This is a genomic window from Streptomyces sp. NPDC089424, assembly GCF_044749345.1.
GTDB lineage: Bacteria > Actinomycetota > Actinomycetes > Streptomycetales > Streptomycetaceae > Streptomyces.
The window spans coordinates 343,806-358,333 of sequence record NZ_JBIVHU010000006.1 but is presented as its reverse complement, the minus strand read 5'-3'; the positions used below and the strand labels follow the sequence as shown (position 1 = coordinate 358,333).

Here is a 14,528-nt window from a genome sequence, read left to right as displayed (position 1 = left end):
GGTGACATTGGGGACGATGTGATCGGCATCCCGTCACCGACCCCGAGGGGCCCACCCGATGAGACCTCCCCGACGTGCCTTCCTGACCGCCGCGGCCGTCCTCGTCCCGCTCGTGTTCAGCCCGTTCACCGTCACCCTGCCGGCCTCCGCCGCCCGCTGCACCTCCTCGGTGCCCTTCACCGCCGGGACGGGCGGCTACGCGGCCTTCCGCATCCCCGCGGCCGTGTCGACCCGCGAGGGCACCGTCCTGGCCTTCGCGGAGGGCCGGCGCGGCGGTTCGAGCGACTCCGGCGACATCGATGTCCTCGTACGCCGCTCCCTGGACGGCGGCTGCACCTGGGGGCCGCTCACGGTCGTCGCCGCCGGGAAGGGGGACACCCGGGGCAACCCGGCGCCCGTCGTCGATCCCCGCACCGGTGCCGTCGTCCTGCTCACCTCCTACAACAGCGGCGCCGTGACGGAGGCGCAGATCATGCGGGGCGAGGTGACGCCCGCGCAGAGCCGCCGGGTGTTCGTGCAGCGCAGCACGGATGACGGCCGCACCTTCAGCGCCCCGCGGGAGATCACCGGCTCCGTGAAGCGGGCCGACTGGCGCTGGTACGCCACCGGCCCCGGGCACGCCGTCGCCCTCAGGCGCGGACCGCACGCCGGCCGCCTGGTGGTCCCCGCCAACCACTCCGTCGCCCCACCCGCCGGTTCCCCCGACACCGGTCAGGAACCCCGCTACTACGGCGCCCACGCCCTCTACAGCGACAACGGCGGCGCCACCTGGCGGCTGGGCTTCGTGGACGACTCCTACGACGGCCTGGACAACGCCAACGAGAGCACGGCCGCCGAACTGCCCGACGGCACGCTCTACTTCTCCGCCCGCGACCAGCACGGCACCAACGCCGGCCACCGCCTCGACAGCCGCTCCACCGACGGCGGCCGCACCCTCGCCCGGCCCTACGCCGCCCAGCCCACCCTGAGCGACGTGCCCATCGTCCAGGCGAGCGTCCTCCAGCCCGACGCCCCGAACGCCCCGTTGCTCTTCTCCGGCCCGTCCGTGCCCACCGCACGCCAGGCCATGGCGGTGTGGCGCAGCACGGACGCCGGCGCGACCTTCACCAAGGCGCTGACCCTGTCCGGGCAGCCGGCCGCCTACTCCGACCTGGTGCAGGTCGGCCCGGACACCCTTGGCGTGCTGTACGAGACGGGAGCACAGGGAACACACGAGCGCATCGAGTTCCGGACGGTGCCGCTCGCCGACCTGGCGGGTCTCTAGGGCCCGTTCCCGGCTGCCGGACAGGCCCTCGGACCCGCCGTCACAGCAGTCCCGCCGCCGCGAGGAACTTGCCCACCCGCTCCACCTCCTCCGGCGACAGCGGCACCTGGGGCTCCGCCGTCGCCGGGCAGTCGATGATCCCGCGCAGATGCAGCGCCGCCTTGAACGCGCCGAGCCCCGAGGAGCTCCCGCCCATCCGGGCGGGCGCACCGACGCCGACGAGGCCGAACAGGGCGCACAGCCGGTCCTGTTCGGCACGGGCGCGTTCCTGGTCGCCGGCCCGGCACAGCCGGTAGAGCCGGACGTAGCCGTGCGGGTCGACGTTCGCGAGGCCGGGCACCGCCCCGTCCGCGCCCATCGCCAGGGCCGCGTCCACGACGGTCTCGGAGCCGGTCAGCACGCTGAAGCCGGAGGCGCCGGCGTGCGCCTGCAGCCCGGTGAGGACCTGGCGGAAGCCGGTCATGTCCCCGCTGGAGTCCTTCAGCCCGGCCAGCACCCCGTCGGCGGCCAGCTCCAGGACCAGCTCCGCGGGCAGCTTGCTGTGGACGGCGACCGGGATGTCGTAGGCCAGGACGGGGACGGGGGAGGCGGCGGCGACGAGCCGGTAGTGGCGGGCGATCTCCGCCGGGTGGGTACGGGTGTAGAAGGGCGCGGTGACGACGACGGCGTCCGCGCCCGCCGCCGCGACGGCCCGGACGTGGTCCAGGACGCGTGGGGTCGTCATGTCGATGGCGCCGGCCAGCAGCGGGAGCCGCCCGCCGAGGTGACCGGCGACGGTCTCCACGACGAGTGCGCGCTGCCGGTCGGTCAGATAGGCGGCCTCGGAGGTCGAGCCGAGGACGAACAACCCGTGCACGCCACCGGCCACCAGATGGTCGACCAGCCTGAGCAGCGAGCGGACGTCCACCTCGCGCTCCGGTGTCAGGGGCGTGCAGACGGGCGGGACGACACCGGTGAGCGGAGAGGGGAAGGTCATGCGGGTTCCTTTGGTGCCTGGGCCTGGCCGACGAGTTCTCGGGTCGACTCTTCCTCTCCCACCGGATGGTGGCACCGGAAACGATGCGTCGGAGTGGCGGCCGCGGAAAATTCGGGCATCGACCCGGCGCACACCTCGTCCGCCTTCCAGCAGCGGGTGCGGAACGGACAGCCGCTCGGCGGCCGCGTCGCCGAGGGGACCGGGCCGGCCAGCGGGATCGGGTCGACCGGGTCGAGCAGGCCGGGTGTCGCCGAGAACAGCGCCCGGGTGTACGGGTGCCGGGCGTGGTCGGTGACGCGGCCGGCCGGGGCCACCTCCACGATCCGGCCGAGGTACATGGTGATCACCCGGTCGCTCATCCGGCGCACCGTCTGGATGTCGTGCGACACGAACACCAGGGCCAGCCCCAGCCGCTCCTTCAGGTCCAGCAGCAGGTTGAGGATCTGGGCGCGCACCGAGACGTCCAGCGCGCTGGTCGGCTCGTCGGCGACCACCAGCTCGGGGTCGAGGGCGAGCGCGCGGGCGATGGCGACGCGCTGGCGCTGGCCGCCGGAGAGCTGTCCCGGCAGCCCGTCGGCCAGGGCCTTCGGCAGTCCGACCAGCGCCATCAGCTCGCGTACCCGCTCCTCGCGCCCGGCGGCCGTGCCGCGCCCGTGCACGTCCAGCGGGTCGCGCAGGATCTGCCGTACCGTCAGCCGCCGGTTCAGGGCGGTCGAGGGGTCCTGGAAGATCATGCCGGTGTGGCTGCCGACGGCCGTGCGGCGCTCGCCGGGCGCCATGGCCCACAGGTCACGGCCCTGGAAGGACACCGTCCCGGACGTCGGAGGCTCGACGCCCACCAGCACCTTCGCCAGCGTCGACTTGCCGCAGCCGGACTCGCCGACCACGCCGACCGTCTCGCCCGGCGCGACGGACAGGTCGGCACCGGTCAGGGCGTACACCTTGTCGCGGCTCAGCAGCCCGCCGCTGCGGGCCTTGTGCACGACGTGCACGTCGGCGAGTTCCACCAGTGCGTTCACGTGACGACCTCGCTCTCCGCCTCGCCGCTGTTCACCAGCTGGATCGCCGGATGGTGGCAGGCGGCCGTGTGCGTCCGGGTGCCCGTCAGAGCGGGGGCCGTGCTCCGGCAGATCTCGCTCGCCAGCGGGCAGCGGTCCGCGAACCGGCAGCCCGCCGGGAAGTCCGCCGGGGACGGCACGACGCCCTTGATCTGCGTCATCCGCTCGGCCGCCCCCTCCAGCGACAGCACACTGCCGAGCAGTCCGCGCGTGTAGTGGTGGGCCGGCGCCTCGACGACGTCGGCGGTCACGCCGGTCTCCACGATCTGCCCGCCGTACATCACCACCACCCGGTCGGTGACGGCCGCGACGAGCGCCAGGTCGTGCGAGACCAGGATCAGGGCGAAGCCCAGCTCCTCGCGCAGCCGCAGCAGCAGTTCCATGATCTGCGCCTGCACGGTGACGTCGAGCGCGGTGGTCGGCTCGTCGGCGACGATCAGCTTCGGGTCGCGGGACAGGGCCATGGCGATCAGGACGCGCTGGCGCTGGCCACCGGAGAGCTCGTGCGGATAGCTGCGCAGGGTGCGGTCGGGATCGAGGCCGACCAGGGTCAGCAGTTCGGCGGGGCTGCGCCGGCCCCCGCGCCGTACGAGCTGCTTCAGTTGGGCGCGGATGGTCATCGCCGGGTTCAGCGAGGACAGCGCGTCCTGGTAGACCATGGCCATCTCGTGACCGAGCAGCCTGCGCCGGACCCGCATCGGCTCGCTGAGCAGGGGCCGCTGGTGGAAGCGGACCTCGCCGCGCACCCGGGCGCCCTTCGGCTGAAGTCCCATGACGGTGAGCGCGGTCAGCGACTTGCCGCAGCCGGACTCGCCGACCAGGCCGAGCACCTCGCCCGCGCGCACCTCGAAGCTGATGCCGTCGACGATGTCCACGCCGTGGTGCCGGGCGGGGAAGCCGATGGCGAGGTTCTCGACGGCGAGCACCGGACCGCCGCCGGGCAGCGGGCGGGCGCGGGAGCGCAGCCGCAGGGCCGCCTCGGTGAGGCCGGGGAGCGGGGTGACCTTGCCGCTGCCGGGCTCGGGTGCCTCCAGCTGGTCCTGGGGGGTCTCGACCTCGCGGGGGGCCGGAGCCGCCCACGCGTCCGACACCCCCTCGGACAGGATGTTCAGCGACAGCACGGTCACCAGCATCAGCAGCCCGGGGAACACGGTGGCCCACCAGCCGCCGGTCAGCACCATGTTCTTGCCGTCCGCGATGACGCTGCCCCACGAGGGGTCGGGCGGCCGGACGCCGGCGCCGATGAAGGACAGCGAGGCCTCGAAGACGACGGCCTCGGCGACCTGCACCGTGCAGAACACGAGGACCGGCGCCGCGCAGTTGACGGCCACGTGCCTGATGACGATGTGCGGGGTGCGGGCGCCGATGACCCGTTCGGCCGTCACGTAGTCCTCGCCGTACTGGTCGAGGATGTTCGCCCGCACGACGCGGGCCACCGGCGGGGTGAACAGGAACGCGATCGCGCAGATCAGCACCGTGATCCCGCCGCCGAACACGGCGACCAGGACGGCGGCCAGCGCGATCCCCGGGAACGCCATCACGACGTCCAGGCAGCGCATCAGCGTCTCGTCCACCGCCTTGCGCGAGGTCGCCGCGACCGCCCCGATCAGCGAGCCCACCAGCAGCGCCAGCGTGGTGGCGCCGAGCCCGATGGCGAGGGACCAGCGGGCGCCGTGGATCAGCCGGCTGAGGATGTCCCGGCCGAGGCTGTCCTGGCCCATCCAGTGCGCGGCGGAGGGGTGCCCGGTGCCGTCGACGGGCGGCAGCTGCTCCAGCGGGTCGTAGGGGGCCGCCAGCGGTGCGAACACCGCCACCAGCACGACCAGCGCGAGGAAGCAGACGGCGACCTTCGACAGCAGTGGCAGCCGGCGCCAGCCGCGCAGCCGGACGCCGGGGCGGGAGAGCGCCTCGGTGAGGCTCTTGCGCGAGAACATCAGGCGGCATCCCTCAGTCGCGGGTTGACCAGCAGGTAGAGGATGTCGATGACGAGGTTGACGACCACGAATCCGATCGCCGTGGTCAGGACGACGCCCTGGACGACTGCCGGGTCGCCGTTCTTCACGGCGTCGATCATCAGCTTGCCCATGCCGGGCAGCGAGAAGATCGTCTCGATGACGACCGCGCCGCCGAGCAGGTAGCCCACGCGCAGCCCGAGCACGGTCAGCGGGTTGATGAGGGCGTTGCGCAGCACGTTGCGGCCGACCACCACCCGCGGCGGCAGCCCGCTGCCGACGGCGGTGCGGACGTAGTCCTTGTCCAGTTCCTCGACGACGGCGGTCCGCACGATCCGGGTCAGCTGCGCGGCGACCGGCAGGGACAGCGCGAGGGCGGGCAGCGTCATGGTCTTCAGCCAGCCGGTGACGGAGTCCCGCGGGTTGATGTAGCCGCCGGTCGGGAACCAGCCCAGGTCGACGGCCAGGTACTGGATCATCAGCAGCGCCAGCCAGAAGCCGGGCGCGGCGACGCCGGTCAGGGACACCACCCGGATGATCTGGTCCGGCAGCCGGTCGCGGTAGATCGCGGCGAGCACCCCGCCGACCAGCGACAGCACCACCGCGATGCCGAGGCCCAGGAAGGTGAGCTGCATGGTGAGCGGCAGCGCGGTCATCACCTGGTCGACGACCTCGCTCCGGGTGAGCGCGCTGGTGCCCAGGTCGCCGTGGAGCAGATCGCCGAGGAAGGCGACGTAGCGCACCGGCAGCGGGTCGAGCAGGCCGTGTTCCGCACGGAAGTCGTTCAGCTGCTGGGCCGTGGGGTTCGCGCCCTGGAAGAACGCGGACGCCGGGTCGACGTCCGAGAACCGCATCACCAGGAACACGAACAGCACGATGCCCAGCACCAGGGGCACGAGCAGCAGGACGCGGCGGGCCAGGATCCTGACGACGGCGGCCACCGGCTAGGCCCACCTGGCCTGGAGGACGTTGATACCGGGGTACGGCTGGGCCCTTATCCCGGCCAGGTCGCTCGGGTCCCAGGCGGTCATCAGCTCGTTGTGGACGACCGGGTAGAGCACCGCCTGCTCGGCGACGACGTCGACGTAGTCCTGGATCATCGCCTTCTTGCGGGCCGCGTCCGGTTCCCTGGTGGCCCGGTCCATGTCCTTGAAGAGCTGCCGGGCGACCGGGTCGCCGGCCCAGCGGGCGTACCCCATCCAGAGGTTCTGGGGCCCGTAGTTGTAACGCATGATCAGGTCGGCGTCGAGACCGAACTGGTTGGGGTTCGAGGCCGCGGCCACCACCTGGTAGTCCTGCTTCTGGTCCATCTTGGTGAAGACGGCCGTGGTCTCCTGCGGCGACAGCGTGGTGCGCACCCCGATCGCGTCCCAGGACGACTTGATCGTCGGCAGGCAGTCGACGATCCAGCTGACGTTCACGGCGAGGATCTCGATCCGCAGCCCGCTGACCCCGGCCGCCTTCAGCAGCGCCCGCGCCTTGTCGGGGTCGTGGTCGTAGACGGTCCTGGCCCGCCGGTACGCGGGATTGGCCTCGTTGAGGAACGACGAGGACGGCTTGCCGTGCCCCTTGAGCGCGACCTCGACCATCTGCTCGGAGTCGATGGCGTAGTGCAGCGCCTGCCGGACCCGTACGTCGTCGAACGGCCCCCGCGCGGTGTTGAACATCAGGAAGAGGTTGTTCATCCCGAATCCGCCGGCCACCGTCAGGCCGCCGCTCTCCAGCACGCCGATGTTGGCGTAGGGGATGTTGTCCGCGATCTGCGCGCCCGCGCTGCCGCCGGAGATCTTGGCCACCCGGGGCGCGGCGTCGACGATCGTCAGCCAGTTCATCTTCTTGAAGGCCGCCCGGCGCGGCCCGTTGTAGCCCGCGTACGCCTCGAAGGTGGTGTTGGACTTCGGGTGGTGCGCGCTCTGCCGGTAGGGCCCGGAACCCACGGCCAGCCCCGCGATCGCGTCGTTCCAGGCGCCGGGCCGGGAGAAGACGTGCTTGGGCATGACCTTCGCCAGGGTGAGCCGGGCGGCGCCTTCCGGGAAGGGGAACTTCAGCAGCAGCTCGACGTCGCGCTCGTCGATCTTCCGTACGCCCTTCAGCCAGGGTTCGAAGAACCCCTTGGCCAGGGTCTGGGTGTCCGGGTCGAGGATCCGGTCGAAGACGAAGACCACGTCGTCGGCGGTGACGGGCCTGCCGTCGTGGAACGTGGCGCCCGGGCGCAGGGTGAACCTCCAGGTGGTGGCACCGAGGTCCGCGGGCACCCGGGTCGCCAGCGCGGGGTACGGCTCCCGGGAGATCGGGTCGGTGTCGAGCAGCCCCTCGTAGATGTGGTTGTTGGCCGCCATGCAGAACGCCGACGCCGTCTGCGTCGGGTCCCAGGTCCCGTCGTTCCCGTAGCCGATGACCGCCGTCAGGGTCCGGTTCGGGCCCTCGCCGCCGTCACCGGTGTCGTTCGTCGACTCGGGGCCCGCCGAGCAGGCCGCCAGCGACGCCGGGAGGGCGCAGGCGGCGGCGAGGGCGCCGGAGTGCTTCAGGAACGACCGGCGGTGCGGCGCCGGCACGTCGTGGGTCACGTCGCGCACGGGTCCTCCGAAGAGTGTGGGGGGAGGCGGTCGGACGAGTCCGCGTCACTCGGACGACGGGTCGGACGACGCGTCGGATGAGGGGGAGATACGACGTCCTACGTCCTGCGGTGTGCGCGACGATAGGAGGGGCCGTGGAGGCGGTCAAGAGAGCGCACACGAATGGGGTATCCGCCTTCGGCCGCGCCCATGGCGGCGCACAACAGGGGGAGTTGACGCGACGCGGCGCACACCGCGACCGGCCCGCCCGGCGCCCGCGAGGGCCCGGACGGACCGCCCCCCGCGCTCACCGGTCACCGTCATCGCGCCATCATCACCGCGCCGCGCGCCCGTGACGTGGAGGGCGCGCAGCGCGTGACGGCAGTTCACTTCCGTGGCGGAGAGGGCCGGCGACCGGGCACCGGCCGCCGTTCAGGGCCATCACGTCCCGCGGACCACCACTCGCCCGGAACCGGTTGCCCCCGGGGAGGCGAAGAGGTTCGAATGACTCCATGACGACGGCGGGCGGGTGGGACGAGCGGATGCCGGGTGTGCTCCGGCTGCCCTCGGGCCGGCTGGTCCGGGGCCGGGGCCTGCGGCGCCCCCTCGACCCGGCGGCGCCCGCGCCGTCGTTCGGCCTGTACCTCCTCGGCGAGCCACCGCCCGCCTTCCCCTGGGAGTCCCGCTGGATCTCCTGGCCCGACTTCCGTCTTCCCCGGGACCGGGCCGACGCGCGGGCGGCCCTGGCCGGCGCCTGGCGGCGGGCCGGCGGTGAGCGCGTCGAGATCGCCTGCGGCGGCGGACGCGGGCGCACGGGGACGGCGCTGGCCTGCCTGGCGGTCCTGGACGGCGTACCGCCGGAGGAGGCCGTGGCGTACGTCCGGGCGGGCTACGACCGCCGGGCGGTGGAGACGCCCTGGCAGCGGCGGTACGTGCGCGGCTTCGGCGCACGGTGAGGTCCCGCCCACCCCGCGCGGCGAGGGCGCCGAGGCGGTCGGCGGGCGGGGCGTGGGGCGCGGGGTGACCATGGGCGAGGAGGTGCGCGCATGGAATGGACCCTTGAGGTGATCGTCGTGCCGGTCACCGACCTGGACCGGGCCAAGGCCTTCTACCGGGACCGGTGCGGATTCCGCGCCGACGTCGACGCGCAGTCCTCCGAGGGTGTCGGCCGCTTCGTCCGGCTCACCCCGCCCGGCTCCCGCTGCTCGATCGTGCTGGAGTCCGGCGTGCCCGACTCGCCGGGACAGGCCCGGATGGCCCCCGGTGCCCTGCAGGGACTCCAGCTGTGCGTCACCGACATCCAGGCGGCCCGCGCCGAGCTGGCCGGACGCGGGGTCGAGGTGACCCCGGTCCTGCACGTGACCGACTCGGGCTGGGCGCCCGGCCTGGGCGAGGAGCAGGGGAACGGCTTCCTCTTCTTCCAGGACCCGGACGGCAACGGCTGGGCGGTCCAGGAGGCCGCGGAATCCGCGGAGCGGCGCCGGGAGCCTGCCGAGTGTAGGGCCGGCGCGTGGCCGGGGAGTCGCAAAGAGTGAAACCCGACGGGGTCGGGGAGCCACACGGTGATGCACTGGCACACCGCACGGGAAAAGGCCGGAAGCCGATGAAGTCGAAGAAGCCGCCGCAGCCGCCGATCGGCTCGTACGTCGTGGACACCCACAGCGGAAAGGTGGGGATCGTCATGGGGCACGAGGGGCCGTACGTGCAGCTGAGAGCCGTGGGCGGCGGGAAGGAGTGGGACTGCGATCCGGACGCCCTGCGCACCGCGACCGCGGCCGAGCGGCTCAGTGCGGCGACGGCCTACGCGAACGCCCGCAGCCGGGGCGAGGTCCCTTGAAGGAGGCCTCGCCGGCGTAGGGGACAATGTCGGCATGAGCCTGTTCCGCGACGACGGCATCGTGCTGCGCACCCAGAAGCTGGGTGAGGCCGACCGGATCATCACGTTGCTCACGCGGGGGCACGGGCGGGTGCGGGCCGTGGCACGGGGCGTGCGGCGGACGAAGTCGAAGTTCGGGGCCAGGCTGGAGCCCTTCTCCCACGTCGACGTGCAGTTCTTCGCGCGGGGCAGCGAGCTGATCGGACGCGGGCTGCCGCTGTGCACGCAGAGCGAGACCATCGCTCCGTACGGCGGCGGCATCGTGACCGACTACGCGCGCTACACCGCCGGCACGGCGATGCTGGAGACGGCGGAACGCTTCACGGACCACGAGGGCGAGCCGGCCGTGCAGCAGTACCTGCTGCTGGTCGGCGCCCTGCGCACCCTCGCCCGCGGCGAGCACGCCCCCCACCTCGTGCTGGACGCATTCCTGCTGCGCTCCCTCGCCGTGAACGGCTACGCCCCCAGTTTCGGCGACTGCGCCAGGTGCGGAATGCCCGGACCCAACCGGTTCTTCTCGGTGGCGTCCGGCGGCTCCGTCTGCGTCGACTGCCGGGTTCCCGGCAGCGTCGTACCCTCGCCGCAGACCCTGGAACTCCTCGGGGCACTGCTTACGGGAGACTGGGAGACCGCGGACGCGTGCGAGCCGCGGCATGTGCGGGAGGGCAGCGGGCTGGTCTCCGCCTACCTGCACTGGCATCTGGAGCGCGGGCTGCGCTCCCTTCGGTACGTGGAAAAGTAAGAGCTGAGGGAGACGAGAAGCACATGGCCGTACGCGGGTTCCTGGGGCGCCAGCGGCGCGAGTACCTGACGCCCGAACCGCATCCGTCCGGTGCCCGCCCGCCGAGGCTGCCCGGTGAGCTGATCCCCCGCCACGTGGCGATCGTCATGGACGGCAACGGCCGCTGGGCCAAGGAGCGCGGGCTGCCGCGCACCGAGGGGCACAAGGTCGGCGCCGAGCGGGTGCTGGACGTGCTCCAGGGCGGGATCGAGATGGGCGTCGGCGCGATCTCGCTGTACGCCTTCTCCACCGAGAACTGGAAGCGCTCGCCGGACGAGGTGCGCTTCCTGATGAACTTCAACCGCGACTTCATCCGCAAGACCCGCGACCAGCTCGACGGGCTCGGTGTCCGGGTGCGCTGGGTGGGGCGGATGCCCAAGCTGTGGAAGTCGGTCGCCAAGGAGCTCCAGATCGCCCAGGAGCAGACGAAGGACAACGACCGTCTGACGCTGTACTTCTGCATGAACTACGGCGGCCGGGCCGAGGTCGCCGACGCGGCGAAGGCGATCGCGGAGGACGTGCGGGCCGGGCGTCTGGACCCGTCCAAGGTGACCGAGAAGACCGTCGCGAAGTACCTCTACTACCCGGACATGCCGGAGGTGGACCTCTTCCTGCGTCCCAGCGGGGAGCAGCGCACCTCGAACTTCCTGCTCTGGCAGAGCGCCTACGCGGAGATGGTCTTCCAGGACGTCCTGTGGCCGGACTTCGACCGCCGTGACCTGTGGCGGGCCTGCGTGGAGTTCGCGTCCCGGGACCGCCGCTTCGGCGGCGCGATCCCGAACGAGGAGCTGCTCGCCATGGAGGGCAAGCAGCCGTAGCGCGGCGGGCGAGGGGCCGGGGCGCTCGGCGTCCCGGCCTCAGTCCTGCTCGGCCGCCCGGCAGTTCGCGCAGTCCGCGCAGGTGCCGAAGATCTCCACCGTGTGGGCCACGTTGACGTAGCCGTGCTCGGCGGCGATGGCCTCCGCCCAGGTCTCCACCGCGGGGCCCTCGACCTCGACGGCCTTTCCGCAGCCGCGGCAGACGAGGTGGTGGTGGTGCTCGCCGCTGGAGCAACGGCGGTAGACGGACTCGCCGTCGGAGGTGCGCAGGACGTCGACCTCGCCGGCGTCGGCGAGGGACTGCAGGGTGCGGTAGACCGTGGTGAGCCCGACGGAGTCGCCCTTGTGCTTGAGCATGTCGTGGAGCTCCTGAGCGCTGCGGAACTCCTCGACCTCTTCCAGGGCAGCCGACACAGCGGCGCGCTGCCGGGTGGCGCGGCCCTTCACGGGCGGTCCTGCGGTGGTCACCGGTTGCCTCCTTGCCTCTGCGTCTGCCGGGCCATTGTGCCAGCCCGGACCCCGCGCGGTCAGACGCCGATCCCGTCGCCGGCCCCACGCGTGGCCGGAATCGCGCACTCCGCCGGATCCCCGGCCGGCTGCGCCGCGGCCAGTGCCCGCGCGCGCCGCCGGGCCAGCGGCGCGGCCAGCCCGGTCAGCACGACGAACGCGCCGATGGTCAGCAGCACGATGGTCGCGCCGGGCGGAACGTCCTGGTAGTACGAGGTGACGGTGCCCCCGAGCGTGACGGTCACACCCAGGGCGACCGCGATCGCGAAGGTCGCCGCGAAGCTGCGGGTGAGCTGCTGGGCGGCGGCCACCGGGACCACCATCAGCGCCGACACCAGCAGCAGGCCGACCACCCGCATCGCCACGGTCACCGTCACCGCCGCGGTGATCGCCGTCAGCAGGTTCAGGGCCCGCACCGGCAGCCCGGTGACCCGCGCGAACTCCTCGTCCTGGCTGACCGCGAAGAGCTGCCGGCGCAGCCCGATCGTGACCAGGACCACGAAGGCCGCGAGCAGGCAGATGGCGGTCACGTCCGACTCGCTGACCGTCGACAGCGAGCCGAAGAGGTACGAGGTGAGGTTCGCGTTGGAGCCGTTCGGCGCGAGGTTGATGAACATCACGCCGCCGGCCATGCCGCCGTAGAAGAGCATGGCGAGGGCGATGTCGCCGCGGGTGCGGCCGTACCAGCGGATCAGCTCCATGAGCACCGCGCCGAGCACGGAGACCAGCGTCGCCATCCACACCGGCGACCAGGAGAGCAGGAAGCCGAGGCCCACGCCGGTCATGGCGACATGGCCGATGCCGTCGCCCATCAGGGCCTGGCGGCGCTGCACGAGGTAGATGCCGATCGCCGGGGCCGTGACGCCCACCAGCACCGCGGCGAGCAGGGCCCGCTGCATGAAGGCGTAGTCGAGGAAATCCATCAGCTCAGCAGTCCTGTGCGGATCGGGCCGGCGTCGTGCGCCGCGTGCGGGTGGACGTGGTCGTGGCCGGGCAGCGCGTGCTGGCCGACCGCCTTCGGGGGCGGGCCGTCGTGGGCCACACAGCCGTCGCGCAGGACGACGGCCCGGTCGATCAGCGGCTCCAGCGGGCCCAGTTCGTGCAGGACGAGCAGGACGCTCGCCCCGGCGGCGACCTGCTCGCGCAGGGTCCGCGCGAGCACCTCCTGGCTGGCCAGGTCGACGCCCGCCATCGGCTCGTCCATGATCAGCAGTTCGGGTTCGGAGGCGAGGGCGCGGGCGATCAGCACCCGCTGGTGCTGGCCGCCCGAGAGGGCGTCCACCGAGTCCTTGGCCCGGTCGGCCATCCCGACCAGCTCCAGGGCCCGGCGCACGGCCACGTGGTCCGCCTTGCGCAGCAGGCCGAAGCGGGCCCTGGACAGCCGGCCGGAGAGGACGACCTCCGTCACCGTCGCCGGCACACCGCCCGCGGCCGTGGTGCGCTGCGGCACGTACCCCACCCGGGCCCAGTCACGGAACCGGTGCCGCGCCATGCCGAACAGCTCGATCGTCCCGGCGGCGACGGGCACCTGCCCGATCACACTGCGCACCGCGGTCGACTTGCCCGAGCCGTTCGCGCCGAGCAGCGCGACGACCTCGCCGCGGCCGACGTCCAGGTCGATGCCGCGCAGCACCGGGCGCGAGCCCAGTTCCGCGCGGACGCCGCGCAGGGATATGACGGACTCGCTCACGATGCGGCCTCCGTAACGATCACTTGGCGCCGAGGGCGGTCTTCAGCGCGCCGAGGTTGGACTCCATGACCTGGAAGTAGTCGTCGCCCTTGGACTTGTCGGTGATGCCCTCGAGGGGGTCGAGCACGTCCGTCCGCAGTCCGGCGTCCTTGCCGAGGGTCCTGGCGGTCCGGTCGCTCACCAGTGTCTCGTAGAACACGGTGGTCACGCCGTCGGCCTTGGCCTCCGACTGGAGTTCCTTGATCCGGGCCGGGCTCGGCTCGGACTCCGGGCTGATGCCGGAGATGGCCTCCTGGGTCAGACCGTAGCGCTCGGCGAGGTAGCCGAAGGCGGCGTGGTTGGTGAAGAAGACCTTGGAACGGGTGTTGCGCAGGCCGTCCTCGAACTTCGCGTCGAGCGAGTTCAGTTTGCCCACCAGAGCTTCCGTGTTCGCCTTGTAGTCGGCGGCGTGGTCCGGGTCGGCCTTCTCGAAGGCGGCGCCGACGCCCTCGGCGATCTCGGCGTACTTCACCGGGTCGAGCCAGACGTGCGGGTCGAGGGGGTGCTCGCCCTCCTCGGCGTGCTCCTCGCCCTCGTGCCCCTGCTCGCCCTCGTGCTCGTGCTCGACGTCTCCGTGGTCCTCCAGCGCGGTCAGGGAGGCGGCGTCGATCTTCGGGTCCACGTCGGCCTGGGCGACGGCTTCGTCGACGGTGGGCTGGAGGTCCTTGAGGTAGAGCACGGCGTCCGCCTCCTGGAGCTGCGCGGTCTGCTTGGCGCTGATCTCCAGGTCGTGCGGCTCCTGGCCGGGCTCGGTCAGGGTGGTGACGTCCACGTGCTCCCCGCCGATCTGCTCGGCGAGGAACTGCATCGGATAGAACGAGGCGACGACGTCGAACTTGTCCGTGCCGCCGGCGGCCGCGCCGTCGCCGGAGCAGGCGGAGACGGCGGTGAGGCTGAGTGCGGCCAGCGCGGCCGTCGGTATGAGACGTCGTCGTATGTTCATGAGAGTCATTTTCAACAAAATTGGAAACCGTTGTCAACAACCTGCTGATCCGGTTCCTGGGGAGCCCCG

The 14,528-nt window shown here is 72.4% G+C and carries 15 protein-coding genes; 6 read left to right on the top strand and 9 right to left on the bottom strand.

Going from position 1 to position 14,528, the window contains the following annotated elements; translation table 11 throughout:
- Window positions 1-58 precede the first annotated feature (58 nt).
- Window positions 59-1,264, top strand: a complete 1,206-nt coding sequence (locus ACIP2X_RS26490; protein WP_401677045.1) for an exo-alpha-sialidase — start codon at window positions 59-61, stop codon at window positions 1,262-1,264.
- 40 nt (window positions 1,265-1,304) lie between these two features.
- On the opposite strand, the gene ACIP2X_RS26485 is transcribed toward ACIP2X_RS26490, so the two are convergent.
- Genes ACIP2X_RS26485 through ACIP2X_RS26465 form a run of 5 tightly spaced genes read right to left on the bottom strand, consistent with a single transcriptional unit; the run spans window position 1,305 to window position 7,826 of the window.
- On the bottom strand, window positions 1,305-2,240 hold the full coding sequence (locus ACIP2X_RS26485) for a dihydrodipicolinate synthase family protein (RefSeq protein ID WP_401677043.1): 936 nt from the start codon (window positions 2,238-2,240) through the stop codon (window positions 1,305-1,307).
- Window positions 2,237-3,259, bottom strand: a complete 1,023-nt coding sequence (locus ACIP2X_RS26480; RefSeq protein WP_401677041.1) for an oligopeptide/dipeptide ABC transporter ATP-binding protein — start codon at window positions 3,257-3,259, stop codon at window positions 2,237-2,239. The genes ACIP2X_RS26485 and ACIP2X_RS26480 overlap by 4 nt, the downstream gene beginning before the upstream one ends.
- Complete coding sequence (locus tag ACIP2X_RS26475) at window positions 3,256-5,232, bottom strand: dipeptide/oligopeptide/nickel ABC transporter permease/ATP-binding protein (RefSeq protein ID WP_401677039.1); 1,977 nt, start codon at window positions 5,230-5,232, stop codon at window positions 3,256-3,258. The genes ACIP2X_RS26480 and ACIP2X_RS26475 overlap by 4 nt, the downstream gene beginning before the upstream one ends.
- On the bottom strand, window positions 5,232-6,191 hold the full coding sequence (locus tag ACIP2X_RS26470) for an ABC transporter permease (RefSeq protein ID WP_401677037.1): 960 nt from the start codon (window positions 6,189-6,191) through the stop codon (window positions 5,232-5,234). Before ACIP2X_RS26470 ends, ACIP2X_RS26475 begins: the two co-directional genes overlap by 1 nt.
- A 3-nt stretch (window positions 6,192-6,194) precedes the next feature.
- Complete coding sequence (locus ACIP2X_RS26465) at window positions 6,195-7,826, bottom strand: ABC transporter substrate-binding protein (protein WP_401677035.1); 1,632 nt, start codon at window positions 7,824-7,826, stop codon at window positions 6,195-6,197.
- 491 nt (window positions 7,827-8,317) lie between these two features.
- On the opposite strand from ACIP2X_RS26465, the gene ACIP2X_RS26460 reads away from it, so the two are divergent.
- From ACIP2X_RS26460 to ACIP2X_RS26440, 5 genes are all read left to right on the top strand, one after another.
- The gene (locus tag ACIP2X_RS26460) at window positions 8,318-8,761 is read left to right on the top strand and encodes a protein phosphatase (RefSeq protein ID WP_401677033.1); all 444 of its coding nucleotides are present in this window, start codon (window positions 8,318-8,320) and stop codon (window positions 8,759-8,761) included.
- A 90-nt stretch (window positions 8,762-8,851) separates the two neighbouring features.
- Window positions 8,852-9,340 carry a VOC family protein gene (locus ACIP2X_RS26455; RefSeq protein ID WP_401677031.1) on the top strand — a complete coding sequence of 163 codons (489 nt, stop codon included), beginning with the start codon at window positions 8,852-8,854 and terminating at the stop codon, window positions 9,338-9,340.
- A gap of 68 nt (window positions 9,341-9,408) precedes the next feature.
- Entirely contained in the window at window positions 9,409-9,642 is a 234-nt protein-coding gene (locus ACIP2X_RS26450; protein ID WP_401677029.1) for a hypothetical protein, read from the top strand.
- Window positions 9,643-9,676: 34 nt separating this feature from the next.
- Window positions 9,677-10,423 (top strand): DNA repair protein RecO, encoded by a 747-nt coding sequence (gene recO / locus ACIP2X_RS26445; protein ID WP_401677028.1) that lies wholly within the window; start codon window positions 9,677-9,679, stop codon window positions 10,421-10,423.
- A 23-nt stretch (window positions 10,424-10,446) separates the two neighbouring features.
- Window positions 10,447-11,280 (top strand): isoprenyl transferase, encoded by an 834-nt coding sequence (locus ACIP2X_RS26440; protein WP_401677026.1) that lies wholly within the window; start codon window positions 10,447-10,449, stop codon window positions 11,278-11,280.
- 39 nt (window positions 11,281-11,319) lie between these two features.
- On the opposite strand, the gene ACIP2X_RS26435 is transcribed toward ACIP2X_RS26440, so the two are convergent.
- Genes ACIP2X_RS26435 through ACIP2X_RS26420 form a run of 4 tightly spaced genes read right to left on the bottom strand, consistent with a single transcriptional unit; the run spans window position 11,320 to window position 14,459 of the window.
- On the bottom strand, window positions 11,320-11,748 hold the full coding sequence (locus ACIP2X_RS26435) for a Fur family transcriptional regulator (protein ID WP_401677024.1): 429 nt from the start codon (window positions 11,746-11,748) through the stop codon (window positions 11,320-11,322).
- Window positions 11,749-11,807: 59 nt separating this feature from the next.
- Window positions 11,808-12,710, bottom strand: coding sequence for a metal ABC transporter permease (locus ACIP2X_RS26430; RefSeq protein ID WP_401677022.1), 903 nt, complete (start codon window positions 12,708-12,710; stop codon window positions 11,808-11,810).
- Window positions 12,710-13,480, bottom strand: a complete 771-nt coding sequence (locus ACIP2X_RS26425; protein ID WP_401677251.1) for a metal ABC transporter ATP-binding protein — start codon at window positions 13,478-13,480, stop codon at window positions 12,710-12,712. Before ACIP2X_RS26425 ends, ACIP2X_RS26430 begins: the two co-directional genes overlap by 1 nt.
- A 16-nt stretch (window positions 13,481-13,496) precedes the next feature.
- A complete protein-coding gene (locus ACIP2X_RS26420) occupies window positions 13,497-14,459 on the bottom strand; it encodes a metal ABC transporter solute-binding protein, Zn/Mn family (protein ID WP_401677020.1) in 963 nt (320 codons plus the stop codon).
- Window positions 14,460-14,528: the final 69 nt, after the last annotated feature.